The 17275-nt window shown below is 72.6% G+C and carries 15 protein-coding genes; 7 read left to right on the forward strand and 8 right to left on the reverse strand.

From position 1 onward, the window contains the following. Positions 1-6: 6 nt before the first annotated feature. The 5 genes from ACIBST_RS29615 to ACIBST_RS29635 form a co-directional block, all read right to left on the reverse strand. On the reverse strand, positions 7-921 hold the full coding sequence (locus ACIBST_RS29615) for an alkaline phosphatase family protein (RefSeq protein ID WP_397176371.1): 915 nt from the start codon (positions 919-921) through the stop codon (positions 7-9). An 8-nt stretch (positions 922-929) separates the two neighbouring features. Continuing rightward, positions 930-1703: a sugar phosphate isomerase/epimerase family protein gene (locus ACIBST_RS29620; RefSeq protein WP_397176372.1), complete on the reverse strand. Its 774-nt coding sequence runs from the start codon at positions 1701-1703 to the stop codon at positions 930-932. Between the two features lie 31 nt (positions 1704-1734). Next, positions 1735-2736: a LacI family DNA-binding transcriptional regulator gene (locus tag ACIBST_RS29625; RefSeq protein WP_397176374.1), complete on the reverse strand. Its 1002-nt coding sequence runs from the start codon at positions 2734-2736 to the stop codon at positions 1735-1737. 124 nt (positions 2737-2860) lie between these two features. Then, a complete protein-coding gene (locus ACIBST_RS29630; RefSeq protein WP_397176376.1) occupies positions 2861-3877 on the reverse strand; it encodes a hypothetical protein in 1017 nt (338 codons plus the stop codon). Positions 3878-4043: 166 nt separating this feature from the next. After that, on the reverse strand, positions 4044-5471 hold the full coding sequence (locus ACIBST_RS29635; protein ID WP_397176378.1) for an FAD-dependent monooxygenase: 1428 nt from the start codon (positions 5469-5471) through the stop codon (positions 4044-4046). 93 nt (positions 5472-5564) lie between these two features. Here ACIBST_RS29635 and ACIBST_RS29640 point away from each other — a divergent pair, with 93 nt between their 5' ends. After that, positions 5565-5858: an ArsR/SmtB family transcription factor gene (locus ACIBST_RS29640; protein ID WP_397176379.1), complete on the forward strand. Its 294-nt coding sequence runs from the start codon at positions 5565-5567 to the stop codon at positions 5856-5858. Between the two features lie 13 nt (positions 5859-5871). Here the strand turns inward: ACIBST_RS29640 and ACIBST_RS29645 are convergent, their stop codons facing one another. Then, positions 5872-7242 (reverse strand): LCP family protein, encoded by a 1371-nt coding sequence (locus tag ACIBST_RS29645; RefSeq protein WP_397176609.1) that lies wholly within the window; start codon positions 7240-7242, stop codon positions 5872-5874. A 368-nt stretch (positions 7243-7610) separates the two neighbouring features. Between ACIBST_RS29645 and ACIBST_RS29650 the strand changes: the two genes are divergently transcribed. The 4 genes from ACIBST_RS29650 (at position 7611) to ACIBST_RS29665 (ending at position 12132) form a co-directional block, all read left to right on the forward strand. Beyond that, positions 7611-8339, forward strand: coding sequence for a hypothetical protein (locus ACIBST_RS29650; RefSeq protein WP_397176381.1), 729 nt, complete (start codon positions 7611-7613; stop codon positions 8337-8339). Between the two features lie 61 nt (positions 8340-8400). Continuing rightward, positions 8401-9564 (forward strand): thiolase family protein, encoded by a 1164-nt coding sequence (locus ACIBST_RS29655; RefSeq protein ID WP_397176611.1) that lies wholly within the window; start codon positions 8401-8403, stop codon positions 9562-9564. Next, positions 9561-11648: a 3-hydroxyacyl-CoA dehydrogenase NAD-binding domain-containing protein gene (locus ACIBST_RS29660; RefSeq protein ID WP_397176383.1), complete on the forward strand. Its 2088-nt coding sequence runs from the start codon at positions 9561-9563 to the stop codon at positions 11646-11648. Before ACIBST_RS29655 ends, ACIBST_RS29660 begins: the two co-directional genes overlap by 4 nt. A gap of 88 nt (positions 11649-11736) precedes the next feature. After that, complete coding sequence (locus ACIBST_RS29665; RefSeq protein WP_397176385.1) at positions 11737-12132, forward strand: SSI family serine proteinase inhibitor; 396 nt, start codon at positions 11737-11739, stop codon at positions 12130-12132. Positions 12133-12174: 42 nt separating this feature from the next. Here ACIBST_RS29665 and ACIBST_RS29670 read toward each other — a convergent pair whose 3' ends face one another. Continuing rightward, positions 12175-13638: an amino acid permease gene (locus ACIBST_RS29670; RefSeq protein WP_397176386.1), complete on the reverse strand. Its 1464-nt coding sequence runs from the start codon at positions 13636-13638 to the stop codon at positions 12175-12177. A 90-nt stretch (positions 13639-13728) separates the two neighbouring features. Here ACIBST_RS29670 and ACIBST_RS29675 point away from each other — a divergent pair, with 90 nt between their 5' ends. Beyond that, the gene (locus ACIBST_RS29675; protein ID WP_397176387.1) at positions 13729-14367 is read left to right on the forward strand and encodes a DedA family protein; all 639 of its coding nucleotides are present in this window, start codon (positions 13729-13731) and stop codon (positions 14365-14367) included. On the opposite strand, the gene dxs is transcribed toward ACIBST_RS29675, so the two are convergent. Further along, the gene (gene dxs, locus ACIBST_RS29680; RefSeq protein ID WP_397176389.1) at positions 14312-16204 is read right to left on the reverse strand and encodes a 1-deoxy-D-xylulose-5-phosphate synthase; all 1893 of its coding nucleotides are present in this window, start codon (positions 16202-16204) and stop codon (positions 14312-14314) included. The two genes, ACIBST_RS29675 and dxs, sit on opposite strands and share 56 nt — an antisense overlap. Positions 16205-16344: 140 nt before the next feature. On the opposite strand from dxs, the gene ACIBST_RS29685 reads away from it, so the two are divergent. Next, positions 16345-17232: a neutral zinc metallopeptidase gene (locus ACIBST_RS29685; protein ID WP_397176391.1), complete on the forward strand. Its 888-nt coding sequence runs from the start codon at positions 16345-16347 to the stop codon at positions 17230-17232. Positions 17233-17275 lie beyond the last annotated feature (43 nt).

Genomic DNA, 17275 nt, shown 5'->3' on the forward strand with positions numbered 1-17275 from the left:
AATTCATCAACTGTTGAACAGCGGTTCCCCGTCCAGTTCCCAGGCCGGGTCGAGCGGCACGCCGAGCAGGGCCAGCGCGGTCGGGCCGACGTCCACCAGGCGGGGCTCGGCCAGCGGGCGGCCGCCGAGGTCCGCGTCCAGCCGGTTCGCGATCACGAACACCGTGCGCTCCTCGGCCGAGGTGCCGCCGTGGCCGCCCTCGTCCACGTGGCCGTGGTCGGTGGTGACCAGCACGGTCCAGCTCTCCCCCGGACGGGCGCGGACGGCGTCGAGCAGGCGGCCCAGGTAGGCGTCCTGGGCGTGCAGGGCGGCGGCGTACTCGGGGCAGTGGGGGCCGAGGGCGTGGGCCACCTCGTCGGTGTCGCCGAGATAGACGAAGGCGAGGTCGGGGCCGGCCTCGGCGAGGTGGCGCTCGGCGGCGTCGGCGATCTGCCGGTCGGCGGCGGTCCAGGTGAGGGCGTAGCCGTCCAGGACCATGCGGTGGTCGATGGCGGGGCCGAACGCGCCGTGCTCGCCGAGGGCGGCCCAGGACAGGAAGGCGGCGGTCACGAGGTCGGGGCGGGCATTCTTCGCACGACTCAAAAAGTCCGGAAATTTCGTGAACTGGGGGCTGGTGAAGCTGTTGTCCACGACGCCGTGTTTGTCGGGCCAGGCGCCCGTGGCGATCGACGACCATCCGGGGCCCGAGTCCGTGCGCGACCTGATCACGCGGCCCGCCGCCGGCGGCTCCGGAGCCTTGGGCACGACCTCGCCGGGCGACTCCGTCCTGGGGGCCGCCGCCTCGCCGTACGGGAGCCTGCTGGTGCCGTACGCGCCGGAGGCCATCAACGATGACAGGACCGGCGGGGCCAGGGCGACGAGCCGGTCGAAGCGCAGGCCGTCCATGCCGACCACGAGGACTTTGTTCTTGTTAAGGGGCATTCCCCTATCTAAGCGGTGAACCGCCGCACCCAGGCGACCGCGCCCGGCAGGATCTCCTCGACCGGCGCCACGTCCGGGTACCAGGTGCGCTCCCACTCCAGCGAGACCCATCCGGCGTACCCGGCCGCGCGCAGCAGGTCGCCGGCCTCCGCCAGCGGGACCGAGCCCGTCCCCATCGGGACCGGGGTGGTGTCCTCGGCCGAGACGGCGTCCTTGACCTGGACGTAGGCGAGCCAGGGCCCGAGCGCCGCCAGCGTGGCGGCCGGGGACTCGCCGTGCCGCCAGGGGTGCAGCAGGTCCCACAGCGCGCCGGTGACCTCGGGACGGCCCGCCTCGGCCAGCAGCCCGGCCACGGCCGCGCCGGTGGGCATCCGGTCGTGCGTCTCGACCAGGACGCGTACGCCGAGGGCGGCGGCCGTACCGGCGACGGCCCTCAGCCTGCGGGCGCCGACCGCCGGATCGTCGCCGCGCGGGAACACCCGCACGCCCGGCGCGCCCAGGTCGGCGGCCAGCCGCAGGTCGGCGAGGAGCGCGTCGGCGACCGGCGCGTCCGGTCCCGGCTCACAGATGCCGACATATCCGGCCAGGGCGGCGATCTCCAGCCCCGCCCGCTCCACCCGTTCCCGCACCCCGCGCCGCTCCTGCGCGGTGAGCCCGGCGTGGACGCCGGTGTCGGGATGCAGCCTCAGCTCAAGGCCCTGACAGCCGTGCGCGACGGCGATCGCGACCGCCCGCTCCAGCCCCTCCCCGGGCATCCCCAGCGCGCTGACCGCCGGCTTCACACCGTCACCCCTGCTCCCCCGCCCGTCCCGCTCACGCCATCCTCCTGACGCTCTCCCGCAGCACGACCTCGCCCGCGACGTGCTCGACCACGGGGGCAGCGGCGGCGTCCTCGCGGCCGAGCGCGAGCTCCAGGGCCCGCGCCCCCATGTCCGTCAGCGGCAGCCGCACGGTCGTCAGCGCGGGCACGTGATCACGCAGCGTGACGATGTCGTCGAACCCGGCCACCGAGACGTCCTCCGGCACCCGGATCCCGCGCTCCCGGCAGGCGGCCAGCGCCCCCACCGCCATCACGTCGTTGACCGCGAACACGCAGGTCGCCTCGCCGATCTCGGTCGCGGCCCGGTAGCCGCCGTCGCGGTCGAACGGCCCGTGGACCACGACGGGCTCGGGCAGGCCCAGCTCCCGCAGCGCCGCCGTGAACCCCTCGCACCGGTCGGCGGCGGTCACCAGGTGGGGCGGCCCGGCCAGCACGGCGAACCGGGTGTGCCCCAGCCCGGCCAGCGCGCGGGCCAGGGCCGCGGCGCCGGCCCGGTTGGCGGGCGCGACGGTGTCCACGCCGAGCAGGTCCTGGCCGACGCACGCGGCCCGGCCCCCGCCCTCCTGGTAGCGGGCCAGCTCCTCGCGCAGCCGCCCGGTCACGACGGGGTCGGCGACCCGCGAGCCGACCAGCAGCACGGCGCGCACGCGCTGGGCGTTCATGGTGGCGACGTAGGCGATCTCCTGCTCGGGGTCGCGGTGGGTGGTGCCCACCATGACCAGCATGCCCTCGGTGGCGGCGGCCCGCATCGCGCCGTCGGCCAGCGCGGCGAAGTAGGGGTCGGTCAGGTCGTGGACGACGATGCCGATGACGTTGCTCGCCCCGCGGGCCAGCGTCTGGGCGGCGATGTTGGCGCGGTAGCCGAGCTCGTCGGCGGCCCGTTCGACGCGGGCCCGCAGGGTCGCGCCCACCTGGCGGGTGCTGCCGTTGAGCACCCGCGAGGCGGTGGCGAGGGAGACGCCCGCCTGTTTGGCGACGTCCTCAAGCGTGACCACGAGACCTCCCGGAAAGCGGTTTCCAAGTCTGCCAGACGACGACCTGGCTCCGCATCCTCGCACGCCCGCCCCGGGCGGCGACACAACTCGCGGGGCCGCGCTCACCGGGACGGCGACGGGCCGCTCACGCCCAGGGGAACAGGATGTCGAACAGGCCCTTCTTCTCGCTCGGCGAGGGGGCGGGCTGCTCCTGCTGCGCGGGCGGCGCCTGCGTGGGGGCGGTGGTCTCCTGCCGCTCCGGCTCCTTGGTCGCGGGGGCCTCGGCCGGGTCCTCGGGGGTGCCGTCGGAGGTCTCGTTCATCTGGTCCCGCGGGCCGTGGGTGACCTTCTCGTCGGGCGTGGCGGTCGGGCGGCTCTCGCGGGCGGTGGCGGTGGGCCGCGCCGACGGCTCGCGGGTGGGACGGGGGCGGCGGGCCACGGGGGTGGGGGTTACGGTCTCGGACACGGTCGGCTCGGCGGTGTCCGTTTCCTCGGGCTCGGGGGGCGGCTCGGTCTCCTCCGGGAGCGCGGTCTGCGGCGGGGCGGTGACCTGGCTCGCACCGGCGCAGGTGCCGACCCCGCACGGGTCGTCGGCGGAGGTGCCGGTGAGCAGCCAGCCCGCCCCGGCGCCGACCAGCACCACCGCGGCGGCCGCCAGCACCAGCACCCGGGTACGCCGGCGCACCTCGCGGTCGCGCCCGGCGCCGCCACGGCGGTCGTCGGCGTCGTCGGTCCAGCCGGAGCCGAGGAAGCCGCGTCTGGTCTCACCCGCGTCGTCGTCGCGTTCGGGCCGGTAGCCCTGGTCCAGCGGCAGGTAGGGCAGGTCGTCGTCGGCCGCCCGGTCATCGCCGGGAACGTCGGGCGCGTCGGCCTCGACGACGGCGTGCGGCCCGCTCAGGCTCTCGTACGACCCGGCCGGCGTCTCGTGCGGACCGCTCAGGGCCTCGTGGGACCCGCTCGGGGCGTCCAGGACGTCGTGCGGGCCGCTCGGGGCGTCGAGCACGTCGTGCGGCGCGTCGGCCGGGGCCGCCGGGGCCGCCGGGGCAGGGGCTTCGACGGGCTGCGCGCCCTGGCCGGCCGGGAGGATGTAGGTCTCGTTGCCGGAGACCTGGATCGCGGGCTGCTCGTCGGTGTCCTCGGTGCTCCACCGGGGGGACAGCACGTCTCCGGTCAGTTCCGGGTTTAACGATTTACCCTGCCCATCCTCGTACGGCCTGTCGTTCTCGTCGCGCGCCACGATGGAACCTCTCTAGCTCTGAATACGGACCGCGACCTTTCTTAACAGACTTGTCCGGAAATTTCACATGTTTCACTAAAGTTACTCTGCGTCACATTCGTCCCAGCCAGCGGGCGAGCGCGGCCTCCAGCGGGTGCCCCCGCGCCTCCGACGTCCAGGCCGTATAGCCGTCGGGCCGCACGAGCAGCGCCTCGGCGTCGTGCTCCGCGCCGCCCCGCACGATCTCCAGCCGGTCCGCCCACGGAGCGGCCGCCGCCACCAGGTCGTCGCGCCCGCCGAGGTCCAGCAGCAGCGCCCGGCCGCCGCGCAGCAGCTCCGCCGGGCGCACCACGCCGCCGGCCGTCTTGACCGGCAGGTCGGGAGCCATCCGCCCGGCCCCGGGCACGCCCACGTCGTAGACGGTGTCCACCCCGGCGATCATCCCGCTCAGGTACTCGTTGACCTCGTCGAACCGCATCAGCTCGGCGAACAGCTCGCGCAGCGGGTCGACGGCCGGGTCGGGGTGGGCCAGCGCGCTCTGGGCCCGCACGTTCCACAGCACCCGCGCGCCGACCGGATGCCGCTCGGCGTGGTAGCTGTCCAGCAGCCCGGCCGGGGCCTCGCCGCGCACTTCGGCGGCCAGCTTCCAGCCCAGGTTGAAGGCGTCCCCCAGGCCGGTGTTGAGCCCCTGGCCGCCCCACGGGAAGTGCACGTGCGCGGCGTCCCCGGCCAGCAGGACGCGGCCCGCGCGGTAGGCCTCGGCCTGCAGGGCGGCGTCGCCGTACCGGGACAGGTTGCGCGCGCCGGCCATCGGGACCGGGACGCCGAGGATGTGCTCGGCCGCCTCCTGGAGCTCCTCGACGGCGACGGGGGCCTCCCGGTCGGCGTGCGGGGCCCGGAAGTCGTAGGTGGTGATGCGGCTGTGCCCGGCGGGATCGAGCCAGACGATGACCCATCCCCGCGGCGTACGCGTGTAGCCCGGCGGCACCGTGTACGGGTCGAGCAGCCGCACGTCGCCCATGAGCGCGGCGACGCGGGCCCCGGCGCCGGTGAACGGGATGCCGGCGGCCTTGCGCACGACGCTGCGCGCGCCGTCGGCGCCGACGACGTACCGGGCGGTCAGCTCGCGGCCGTTCACGGTGAGGGCGACGTGGTCGTCCCGCTGCTCCAGGCCGGTGACCTCCTGGCCGCGCCGGATCTCCGCGCCCAGGGCCGCCGCGCGGCGGGCGAACACCTGCTCGGCCCACGCCTGCGGGCTGCCCACGATGCTCGGGCCGCCGTCCGAGACCGCGCCGAGGTCGAGCCCGAACATGCCGGAGAAGTGGAAGCTCACGCTCCCGTACGTGGACCGCCCCACCGCCTCCAGCAGCCCCCGCCGGTCCAGACTCCGAGCCGTGCCCGCGTGCAGCGTCCCGGCCTTGGACTGGCCGGTCGGCACGGCGAGCCGTTCGAGCACCAGCGGCCGCACCCCCTGCAGGCCCAGCTCGGCGGCGAGCAGCATGCCCACGGGCCCGCCACCCACCACGGCGACATCGAACACAGCACCCTCCTCGGACCCGGATGAGTACGTAATCCTCGTACATACGAACAATGTCCGTCAAATCATCGTTCGTGTTATCCGTACAATGGCGGCATGCTGCACCCATCGCGTGACCAGATCCAGTTGGTGGAGGTGCTCGCCGCGCTCGGCCATCCCGTACGCGCCAAGATCGTGCGCGCGCTGGCCTCGGGGGACGAGCTGTTCTGCGGCGAGGTCGTGGCCGACGTGCCGAAGTCGACGCTGACCGCCCACTGGCGGGTGCTGCGCGAGGCCGGCGTCATCTGCCAGCGCCCGGAGGGCCGCAAGCTGTTCATCCGGCTGCGCCGCGACGACCTCGACGCCCGCTTCCCCGGCCTGGTCGACCTGCTGCTGTCCGAGGACCTCTAACCCGCCGCCGGCGTCACAGGCAGGGGTTCGTGGTGGAGTCGACCACCTTGTCCTTGAGCGAGCCCGGGATCGCCGACGCCACCCGCACGCCCGGCCAGTCGGCCCCGATGACGAGCTGCACGATCGGCCCGTCGGGCAGCGGGGTGACCTTGGTCGCGTACGGCTTAGGGTTCACCGGGGCGACCTTGCCCGCCACCGGCGTGCGCTTGTCCTTCGACAGCCGGGCGGCCACGGCGTCCCCGTAGACGGCGCCGTTGTCGGCGTCCTTCCTCGCGTACCGGATCGACGTGGTGGCCACCGGCGCGGCGTTGCCGACCTGGACGACGGCGAACCCCTGGTCGGCCAGCTCGTCGGCCACCTGCCCGGCCTTGCCGAGCTCGGTGGTGCCGTTGAGCACCTGGACGCGCACCTTCGCGTTCTCGACCTTCGGCTTGGCGGCGGCCGAGGGCGGGGTCACGTTGACGTCGGAGCGCACGGCCTCGAAGAAGTTGCGCGCGTCCGGCTGCTTGAGCTGCACCCGGTTCTTGTCGGCCGGGTACGCCTCCACCGGCACGGTGATGCCCTTGAGCTCCTTGGCGGTCAGCCCCTTGACGCTGCCCGCGATCTCCAGCATCCGCGACAGCGTGAGCTTGTCGTCCACGGTGACGGCCTTGGCCCCGGCCCGCAGGAACGCGTTCAGCTTGCCGGGGTCGGTGAGCAGCCCGCCATCGGTGATCTTGTCCAGCACCTTGGTGAGGAAGACCTGCTGGCGCTGGATGCGACCGAGGTCGCTGCCGTCGCCGAGGGTGTAGCGGGTGCGCACGTACCCGAGGGCCTGCTCGCCCTTGACGACGTGCTTGCCCGCGCTGAGCACGAGCTTGGCCTTGGGGTCGTCGACCGCCTTGGGCAGGCAGATCTCGATGCCGCCGAGGGCGTCGACGATGCCCTTGAAGCCGGTGAAGTCGACCTTCACGATGTGGTTGATCTTGATGTTGGTGAGCGACTCCAGCGTGCGGACCGTGCAGTCGATGCCGCCGTCGTTGAAGGCGGAGTTGATCTGGCGCAGCCCGCCGGCCAGCATCGTGCCGGTGCGGCTCCGGCACTGCGGGATCATGACCATCGTGTCCCGGGGGAAGCTGATCATGGTGGCCTTGTCCCGGTCGGGAGAGATGTGCAGCACCATGATGGTGTCGGTGCGCTCGCCGAGGCCCTGCGACTTCGCGCCGTACTTCTTGTTGTCGCCCTCGCGCGAGTCCGAGCCGACGAGCAGCACGTTCAGCGCGCCGGTCTCGGGCGGCCGCGACGGCCCGGCGTCCACGGGCACGCGCGGGATGTCGTTGTCGATGCTGCGGTAGTAGGCGTACCCGCCCAGCGTGACGACCACCAGCACGAACGTCAGCACCATGCTCACCCACGCCACCGGCGTGATCCGCCGCGCAGGCCCCGGGGGCCGGTCCAGGCGACGGTCGGGGCGCTGATCGGGGTGGCGGTCCGGGCGGCGGTCGGGGCGATGCTGCGGCCGTTCCGGCGCTCTCCGGCCCTCGCTCACGCGCCCCCCTCTACGCGCGCCCGCACAGGACGCACCCCCGCGCGCCCCTCGCAGAGCGCGGCCCCCTCTGGTGTGACGCGCAGCATACTGACAATCCGCCGTTTATACGGCATGTCGCAGATTTCACGCGATGGCACCCTCCAGCGGACGCGTCCGGCGAGGGCTCCATGCAATGCGCGCGAATCCACGGCGTCACTACGGTCCGTGACGCCATCATGACGTCCATGCTTCTGACCGAGATGGCGCCCCCTCCAGGCGCCGAGGCGCTGGCCGGGCTGCGCGCCGCCGCCCGGACCGCCCGCCGGGCCGTCTTCGTCGCGCTCGCCGGCTCGATCGCGCTGCTGGCCGCGTCACAGGTGCTGGCCGACCGCGCGCCGACCAGAGAGCAGACGTTACCGCTCGCCGTGCTCTCGCTGGCGGTGTTCGCGATCGCGGTGCCCGTCCTGGCGGTCACCCAGCTGGTGTGGGGCGCGCGGGCGCGCCTGGTGCGGCAACGCGAGCGCGAGCTGTTCGCCGTGCCGCCCTCGGCCCGGCGGCGTCCGCTGAGCCGGCTCGGCGTCGCCTCCGGCTGGGCCGTGCTGCTGCTGCTCGGCGGCACCTCTCCCGGCCAGTTCAGGGCGGCCGCTCTGTACGCCTTCGCCGACGCCCTGAGCTGGGCCGTCGAGGCCGCCATGGTGATCGGCCTGGCCGCGGGGGTGTCGTTCCTCATCTGGTGGGCACGGGACGCCCTGGGGATAGTGGCGCGCGCCGGTCGTCCGGGAGGATCACCTGGCGATCCGTGGGATCCCGGCCGGGGCGCGCGTCCACGAGGGGGCGCGGCGCTCTGGACGGGCGCGGCCGTGGCGGTCGCCGCCCTGCTCGGAGCCCGCGCCCATCTCTGGGAACCGCCCATGCCGATCGTTTACGCGCTGCTGACCGCCGCCCTCGTCTGCGGGGTGGTTACCGACGAGTAGCATAGGCGCGGAACCCCATCCAAGAACGAGGAGCGAATCCGTGCCTTCCTCTCGTGACGTCGTGTTCGTCGATGGCGTACGCACGCCTTTCGGCAGGTCAGGGCCGAAGGGACTGTACGCGGAGACCCGCGCCGACGACATGGTCGTCCGCGTCATCCGCGAGCTCATCCGGCGCAACCCCGGCCTGCCCCCCGAGCGCGTGGACGAGGTGGCCATCGCCGCGACGACCCAGATCGGCGACCAGGGCCTGACCATCGGCCGCTCGGCGGCGGTGCTGGCCGGCCTGCCCAAGAGCGTGCCCGGCTACGCGATCGACCGCATGTGCGCGGGCGCGATGACCGCGGTCACCACGGTCGCGGGCGGCATCGCCTTCGGCGCCTACGACGTGGCCATCGCCGGCGGCGTCGAGCACATGGGCCGCCACCCCATGGGCGAGGGCGTGGACCCCAACCCGCGGTTCCTGTCGGAGAAGCTGGTCGACCCTAGTGCGCTGGTCATGGGCATGACCGCCGAGAACCTGCACGACCGCTACCCGTCGATCTCCAAGGAGCGCGCCGACGCCTACGCGGTGCTCTCCCAGGACAAGGCCGCCAAGGCGTACGCCGACGGCAAGATCCAGCCCGACCTCGTGCCCACCGCCGTCCGGACGGCCGAGAAGGGCTGGGGCCTGGCCGCCGAGGACGAGGCGCCGCGCCCCGGCACCACGATGGAGGCGCTGGGCGCGCTCAAGACGCCCTTCCGCCCGCACGGCAACGTCACCGCGGGCAACTCCTCCGGCATCAACGACGGCGCCACCGGCTGCATCGTGGCCGCCCGCGAGGTCGCCGGCGAGCTGGGCCTGACGCCGAAGATGCGCCTGGTCTCCTACGCCTTCGCGGGCGTGGACCCCGAGGTGATGGGCGTGGGCCCGATCCCGTCCACCGAGCGGGCGCTGCGGCTGGCCGGGCTGTCCATCGGCGACATCGGCCTGTTCGAGATCAACGAGGCGTTCGCCGTCCAGGTGCTGGCCTTCCTGGAGCACTTCGGCATCGCCGACGACGACCAGCGCGTCAACCCCTACGGCGGCGCGATCGCCTTCGGCCACCCGCTGGCCTCCTCCGGCGTCCGGCTCATGACGCAGCTCGCCCGCCAGTTCGGCGAGCGGCCCGACGTGCGGTACGGCATCACCACCATGTGCGTCGGCATGGGCATGGGCGGCACTGTGATCTGGGAGAACCTGGCATGAGCGACATCGAGACCTGGCGCGCGCTGCTGAGCGGGCGCAACACCGACGAGGTCGTCACCAAGGCCCTCGTGCGCGACGTGCCGCTGCCCGGCGGCGCCGGCACGATGGCCCTGATCACCCTGGACAACGGCTTCGACCACACCAAGCCCAACACCTTCGGCCCGCACGGCCTGTTCGCGCTGGAGGAGGCCCTGTCGCGGATCGCCGCGCGCACCGACCTGGCCGCCGTGGGCGTCACGGGCAAGCCGTTCATCTTCGCCGTCGGCGCCGACCTCAAGGGCGCGGCCGCCGTGGCCTCCCGCGAGGAGGCCGAGGCCATCGGCGCGCTGGGCCACCACGTCTTCCGCCGGCTGGGCGAGCTGCCGATCCCGACGTTCGCGTTCGTGAACGGCGCGGCCATGGGCGGCGGCCTGGAGATCGCGCTGCACTGCGCGTACCGGACGATCTCCTCCGGCGTGCCCGCGGTGGCGCTGCCGGAGTGCTTCCTCGGCCTGGTGCCCGGCTGGGGCGGCACGCAGCTCCTCCCCCACCTGATCGGCCCGGCGAACGCGATCAAGCTGATCATCGAGAACCCGCTGTCGCAGAACCGCATGATCAAGGGCGCGGACGCCTACAAGCTGGGCGTCGCCGATGCGATGTTCGAGCCGGCCGACTTCCTGGAGGAGTCGCTGCGCTGGGCCGCCCGCGTGGTCAAGGGCGAGGTCGCCGTCGAGCGGCAGGAGCACGACGGCTGGGACAAGGCCGTCGCCGACGCGCGCTTCCTGGTGGACATGAAGCTGCGCGGCGCCTCCCCCGCCCCCTACCGGGCGCTCGACCTGATCGCGCTGGCCGCGACCGCCTCGCGCGAGGAGGGCTTCGCCGCCGAGACGCGGGCGCTGGCCGACCTGCTGATGGGCGACGAGCTGCGCGCCGGGCTCTACTCCTTCGACCTGGTCCAGCGCCGGGCCAAGCGTCCGGCCGGCGCGCCGGACAGGTCGCTGGCCCGCAAGGTCACCAAGGTCGGCGTCGTGGGCGCCGGGCTGATGGCCTCGCAGATGGCGCTGCTGTTCGCCCGCCGCCTGGAGGTCCCGGTCGTGCTGACCGACCTCGACCAGTCCCGCCTGGACAAGGGCGTGGGGTACGTGCACGCCGAGGTCGACAAGCTGCTGGGCAAGGGCCGCGTCTCGGCCGACCAGGCCAACCGGCTCAAGTCCCTGGTCACCGGCTCCCTGACCAAGGACGCCTTCGCCGACGCCGACTTCGTCATCGAGGCCGTCTTCGAGGACATGGCGGTCAAGAAGCAGGTGTTCGCCGAGGTCGAGGCCGTGGTGTCGGCCGAGTGCGTGCTCGCCACCAACACCTCCTCGCTCTCGCTCACCGAGATGGGCGCCGGGCTGGCGCACCCCGAGCGGCTGGTCGGCTTCCACTTCTTCAACCCGGTCGCCGTGATGCCGCTGCTGGAGATCATCAGGGGCGCCTCGACCGACGACGCCACGCTGGCCACGGCGTTCGCGGTGGGCAAGTCGCTGCGGAAGTCGTCCGTGCTGGTCAAGGACGCGCCGGCGTTCGTGGTCAACCGGCTGCTGACCTGCTTCATGGGCGAGGTCGTGGCCGCCGTGGACGAGGGCACGCCGCTGGAGGTCGCCGAGCACGCGCTCGACGGGCTCGGGCTGCCGATGACGCCGTTCGCGCTGCTGCAGCTCGTCGGCCCGGCCGTCGGCCTGCACGTCGCCGAGACGCTGCACGCGGCCTTCCCGGAGCGGTTCGGCGTCTCGGAGAACATGGCCAAGCTGGTCGCCTCGGGCAAGCCCGGCGTCTACCGTCCGGACTTCTCGCTCGACCCGGAGGCGGTGGCGCTGTTCGCCGGCGGCACGTCGCCGTCCACGGCCGAGCAGGTCCGTGAGCGCGTGCTCGGGGCGCTGTCCCGGGAGATCCGGATCATGCTGGACGAGGGCGTCGTCGCCGGGCCGCAGGACATCGACCTGTGCATGATCCTGGGGGCGGGCTGGCCGTTCCATCTGGGTGGCATCACGCCTTATCTGGACAGGTCGGGGATCGCCCAGCCCCGGTTCCTTCCGCCCGGTGTGGCCTCGCTGCCCGCGTGATTTTACGGAGGCCCGCCCGGCGGGTCTCCGTACGTCATGGCCGCCTTCGCCGTAGCGTACTGTGCCGTCCTACGAACGGAGAGTAACCATGATGCGAGCAGTCGGCACGATCGCTCTGTGCGGAGCCCTCGTGCTGGGCGCGTCGTCGCCCTCCCTGGCGGCGGCGCCCCCCACCCCCAAGGTCGTCCTCAAGGTCACCATGGCAGTGAAGAACGGCCCCACCAAGGGCGCCTGGCTCAACTGCAGCCCCGACGGCGGCACCCACCCCTCCGCCCACGCCGCCTGCGCGCTCCTGCGCAAGGTGAAGGGCGACCCGGCCAAGATCAACGTTTCCCCGAAGGCGGCCGCGGCCTGCGGCAAGGAGGTGGAGCCGCGCGCCGTCATGATCCTCGGCAAGTGGTACGACAAGACCGTCAAGTGGGGCAAGGTCTACACCAACGCCTGCACGATGAAGGCGGGCCTCGGAACGCTCCTGGCGATCTGAGCGGGTGAGGGGGGCGGGCGGCCGGCCCGCCCCTCTCGCGCGTCACCGGCCGGGCACGGCGCCCCGCCTGCTGTGCCGGTAGCCGTAGGCGAAGTAGACGACCACGCCGATGACCATCCAGACGACGAACCTCAGCCAGGTCTCCAGCGGCAGGTTGAGCATCAGGTAGAGGCAGGCCAGCACCGACAGGATCGGCAGCAGCGGCACCATCGGCACCCGGAAGGCCCGCTCCAGGTCCGGACGGGTGCGCCGGAGCACGATCACGCCGACGGACACCACCATGAACGCGAACAGCGTGCCGATGTTGACCAGCTCGGCCAGCTCCCCGAACGACACGAACCCGGCCAGCGCCATGGTCACCAGGCCGATGAGGATGGTGAGCCTGGCGGGCGTGCCGAAGGTGGGGTGGACGACGGCCAGCCGGCGCGGCAGCAGGCCGTCGCGGCACATGGCGAACAGCACCCGGGTCTGCCCGAGCAGCAGCACCAGCACCACGGTCGTCAGACCGGCGATGGCGCCCACGCTGATGATGGTGGCCAGCCAGGACTGGCCGACGGCGGTGAACGCGTCCGACAGCGGCGCGCTCGTGCTCAGCTGCTTGTACGGCTGCATCCCGACCACGACCAGCGAGACGGCGACGTAGAGGATCGTGCAGACGGCCAGCGAGCCGATGATGCCGCGCGGCACGTCGCGCTGCGGGCGGACGGTCTCCTCGGCGGCGGTGGCCACGATGTCGAAGCCGATGAAGGCGAAGAACACGATCGCCGCGGCCGAGAAGATGCCGATCACGCCGAACGCGACGGGCGTGACCCCGAACAGCACCTGGATCAGCGGCGCCTTCAGCCCCTCGACCCGCGGCGAGGCCACCGGCTCGGGGATGAAGGGCGTGTAGTTGGCGGCCTTGACGAAGAACAGTCCGGCCACGATGACCAGCAGCACCACCGTGATCTTGGTGATCACCAGGATCAGGTTGACCCGCGAGGAGATCTTGATGCCGGCCACCAGGATCGCGGTGAGGATCAGCACGATGGCCACCGCGGGCACGTTGACCACGGGATCGTCGCCCGCGATGGAGGCCGGCAGGTGGATGCCGACGGAGTCGAGCATCGAGGCGAAGTAGCCCGACCAGCCGACCGACACCACGGCCGCGGCCAGCGCCAGCTCCAGGATCAGGTCCCAGCCGATCACCCAGGCGGGGAACTCGCCGAGGGTGGCGAAGGAGAAGGTGTAGGCGGACCCGGCCACGGGGATCGTGGAGGCGAACTCGGCGTAGCACAGCGCCGCCAGGCCGCACACGACGGCCGCCACGACGAACGACACCGCGACCGCCGGCCCGGCCACCTCCTTGGCCACCTGGCCGGTGAGCACGAAGATCCCGGTGCCGACGATCACGCCGATGCCGAACACCATCAGGTCCATGGCGCTCAGGCGTTTACGCAGCTGGTGCTCGGGAGTTTCGGTGTCGCGGATCGACTGTTCGACGCTCTTCGTGCGAAAGATGTCCACGATCAGCGATCCTTCCCAGACCCTCCGTGATCATGCGCTCGCGCCGGGCTCGCCGGTGAAGCGCCTCGTCGGGGGTAGCGGACCCGCATCATGGTGGACGACCTGCTGGACACGCTGGCCGGTCAGGACGTGGCGGTGGTGCTGGCGCTCGTCCTGGTCTTCCTGACCCTGGACGCCTCGGTCGGGATCGGCCTGATCACGCCGGGCGACGGCCTGCTGCTCGTCGCGGGCGCCACGTCGGGCAGCGTGCCCGAGACGCTGGCCCTGATCGGCACCGGCGTGCTGGCCTGCCTCCTGGGCGCGACGGGCGGCCACCGCCTGGGCCGCCGGTACGGCCCCCGCCTGCGCGGCAGCAGGCTCGGCCGGCGCGTCGGCGAGGAGCGCTGGACCCGGGCGGAGCAGATCCTGCGGCGCAGCGGCTGGGCGCTGGCCCTGGCCTACTTCCTGCCGGTGGTGCACGCGCTGACGCCGGCCCTGGCGGGCGCGGTGGGCATGCCCTACCGCCGGTTCATGCCCTGGGCCCTGCTGGGCAGCACGGCGTGGGTGAGCACGTACATCGTGCTGGGGACGGTGGCCGGGCAGATGGCGCGGCGGGAGGCGGGCCTGCTGCTGCCGGCGGCGGCCGCGGCGGTGGTCGTCATGCTGGCGATCACCGCCGTGGTCCGCCGGGTGCTCAACGGCGGACCGGCTGCTCCACGCGGGAGGTCCGCTTCGCGACGGCCTCGGTGATCTGGCGCGCGAGGTCCTGGCCGGTCAGGCCGATGCGGCCGAGGATCGCGGCCCGCTTGGCGTGGTCGAGGAACTCCTGCGGGATGCCGAAGGTGCGGACCGGGACGTCGACGTCGGCGTCGCGGAGCAGGCGGGCCACGGCGTCGCCCACGCCGCCCACGCGGCCGTTGTCCTCGACCACGGCGACCAGCTTGTGGGCGCCGGCGGCCAGCGTCAGCGCCTCGTCGAGCGGCTTGACCCAGCGCGGGTCGACCACGGTGGCCGAGATGCCCTGCGCGTCGAGCAGGACGGCCGCCTCCATGCACACGTGCGCCATCGGGCCGACGCCGACCAGCAGCACGTCCGGCTCGCCCTCGGCGGCGCGCAGCAGGTCCATCTCGCCCAGGCGGCCCACCGACTCCAGGGGCTCGGCCACCGGGCCCTTGGGGAAGCGCAGCACGGTCGGCCCGTCGGTGACCTCCACGGCCTCGCGCAGCAGCTCGGTGACGCGGTCGCCGTCGCGCGGCACCGCGATCCGCAGGCCGGGCACGACCTGGAGGATCGACAGGTCCCACATGCCGTTGTGGCTGGCGCCGTCGTCGCCGGTGACGCCGGCCCGGTCGAGGACGACGGTGACCGGCAGACGGTGCAGGGCGACGTCCATCAGGAGCTGGTCGAAGGCCCGGTTGAGGAAGGTGGCGTAGACGGCCACGACCGGGTGCAGGCCGCCGAGCGCGAGGCCGGCGGCGCTGGTCAGCGCGTGCTGCTCGGCGATGCCGACGTCGTAGATGCGGTCGGGGAAGGCGTCGGCGAAGGCGTTGAGGCCGGTGGGGTGGAGCATGGCCGCGGTGATGGCGACCAGGTCTTCGCGCTCCTTGCCGAGCCTGACCAGCTCCTCGCTGAAGACGTTGGTCCAGATGCGCGGCTTGGGCTTCTCGGCGCCGGTGGCGCGGTCGAAGGCGCCGGGCGAGTGGAACTGGTCCTCGTCGTGGTTCTCGGCGGGGGTGTAGCCGCGGCCCTTCTGGGTGAGGGCGTGCACGATGACCGGGCCGCGGAAGGCGCGGGCCTTGCGCAGCGCCGCCTCCATGGCCTGCTCGTCGTGGCCGTCGATGGGGCCGACGTACTTCAGGCCGAGGTCCTCGAACATGACCTGCGGGGCCAGGACGTCCTTGACGCCCTTCTTGAAGCCGTGGAGGGCGTCGTAGAGGACGGGAACGTTCCCGAGCTTGTCCTTGACGTATTCGAGCATGTCCTCGTAGCGGCGGTTGACGCGCAGCGAGGACAGGTGGGAGGCCAGGCCGCCGATGGTCGGGGAGTAGGAGCGGCCGTTGTCGTTGACCACGATGACGACGGGCAGGTCTTTGATCGCGGCGATGTTGTTGAGCGCCTCCCAGGCCATGCCGCCGGTGAGCGCGCCGTCGCCGATCACCGCGACGACCGTGCGCTCGCGCTCGCCGCGCAGCTTGAACGCCTTGGCCAGGCCGTCGGCGTAGGACAGCGCGGTGGAGGCGTGGGAGTTCTCGACGAAGTCGTGCTCGGACTCGGTCTGGCTGGGGTAGCCGGACAGGCCGCCCTCCTGCTTGAGCGCCTCGAAACCGGCCGCGCGGCCGGTGAGGAGCTTGTGCACGTACGCCTGGTGGCCGGTGTCCCAGATCACCGGGTCGCGCGGGGAGTCGAAGACGCGGTGGACGGCGATGGTGAGCTCGACCACGCCCAGGTTCGGCCCGAGGTGGCCGCCGAACCTGGCGCAGGCGTCGACGAGCAGGTCACGGATCTCCCCCGCCAGCCGCGGCAGCTCATCGACAGCGAGCCGTTTGACGTCGTGCGGTCCCTCTATCGAGCCCAGCAACCCGCTCACGGATGCGACTCCCCTCTGCCTCGTTCGCCGTCTGTTCCTTTTCGACGACGCAGAAGAGTCTAGTTCGCCGACGTCTCACTGACTCCATCGAGTCAAATCCACCCACTTATGTCCGATCTTGACCTAGTCTTTCCGGACATATGAACTCCCTCCCTAAAGGCAGGATCGCGGCCGTGGTCGCCGCGGCTCTCGCACTCGTCATGGCCGCCGCCTCCCTCGTGCTCGTGCTTTCCGACGTCGCCACGACCTCGGCCGAGCGTGCGCCGGTCAGCCAAGCCCAGAAACTCGCCTCACCGCCGGCCGCGGCCCGCGCCGGCGCAGCCGCGCCCGGCGGCCAGGCGCAGGCCACGGCCAACGCCCTCTACCGGACCGGCAGGCTCGCCGACGTGAACTGCGCGCCGGGCGCGCTGCCCGCGGGCAGCATGATCGCCTACCGCCGCTTCCTCACGCGGGTGACGTACTGCCTGAACAAGGCGTGGGCCACGCAGTTCCGCAAGGCCCGCATGCCGTTCAGCAAGCCGCGGCTGCGGATCATCACCAAGAAGGTCAGGACGCCCTGCGGCGCCTGGAACACCGGCGCCGACGGCGTCTACTGCTCCACCGACCGCACGATGTACCTGCTGATCAGCCGCGACCAGCTCCGCAACCCCTTCCCGCTGGGCATCAGCCGCCTGATCGCCCACGAGTACGGCCACCACGTCCAGCAGGCCTCCGGCATCTGGAACTACTACTGGACGGCCAGGAACACCGCGGGCAAGGCGGCGCGCCTCCAGCTCTCGCGCAAGTCCGAGCTGCAGGCCGAGTGCTTCTCCGCGGTCTTCATGAGCACGATGAAGGGCACCGCGCTGGTCAACCAGTCCGACTGGGACTACACGGTCCAGTGGTTCTACAAGAACGGCGCCAAGGGCTGGCCGCAGAACGACCACGGCAAGGGCCCGACGCAGGCGGCCTGGATGACCAGGGGCTTCAACCGGGGCGCGCCGGGCGCCTGCAACACGTGGGCGGCGGCTGCGCGAAACGTCCAGTGAAGTCTGGCATTTCCGCTTTACGTTGATCTCCCTCTTTTGTAGT

Origin of the sequence: Nonomuraea sp. NPDC049684 (genome assembly GCF_044465345.1) — a bacterium.
Lineage (GTDB): Bacteria > Actinomycetota > Actinomycetes > Streptosporangiales > Streptosporangiaceae > Nonomuraea.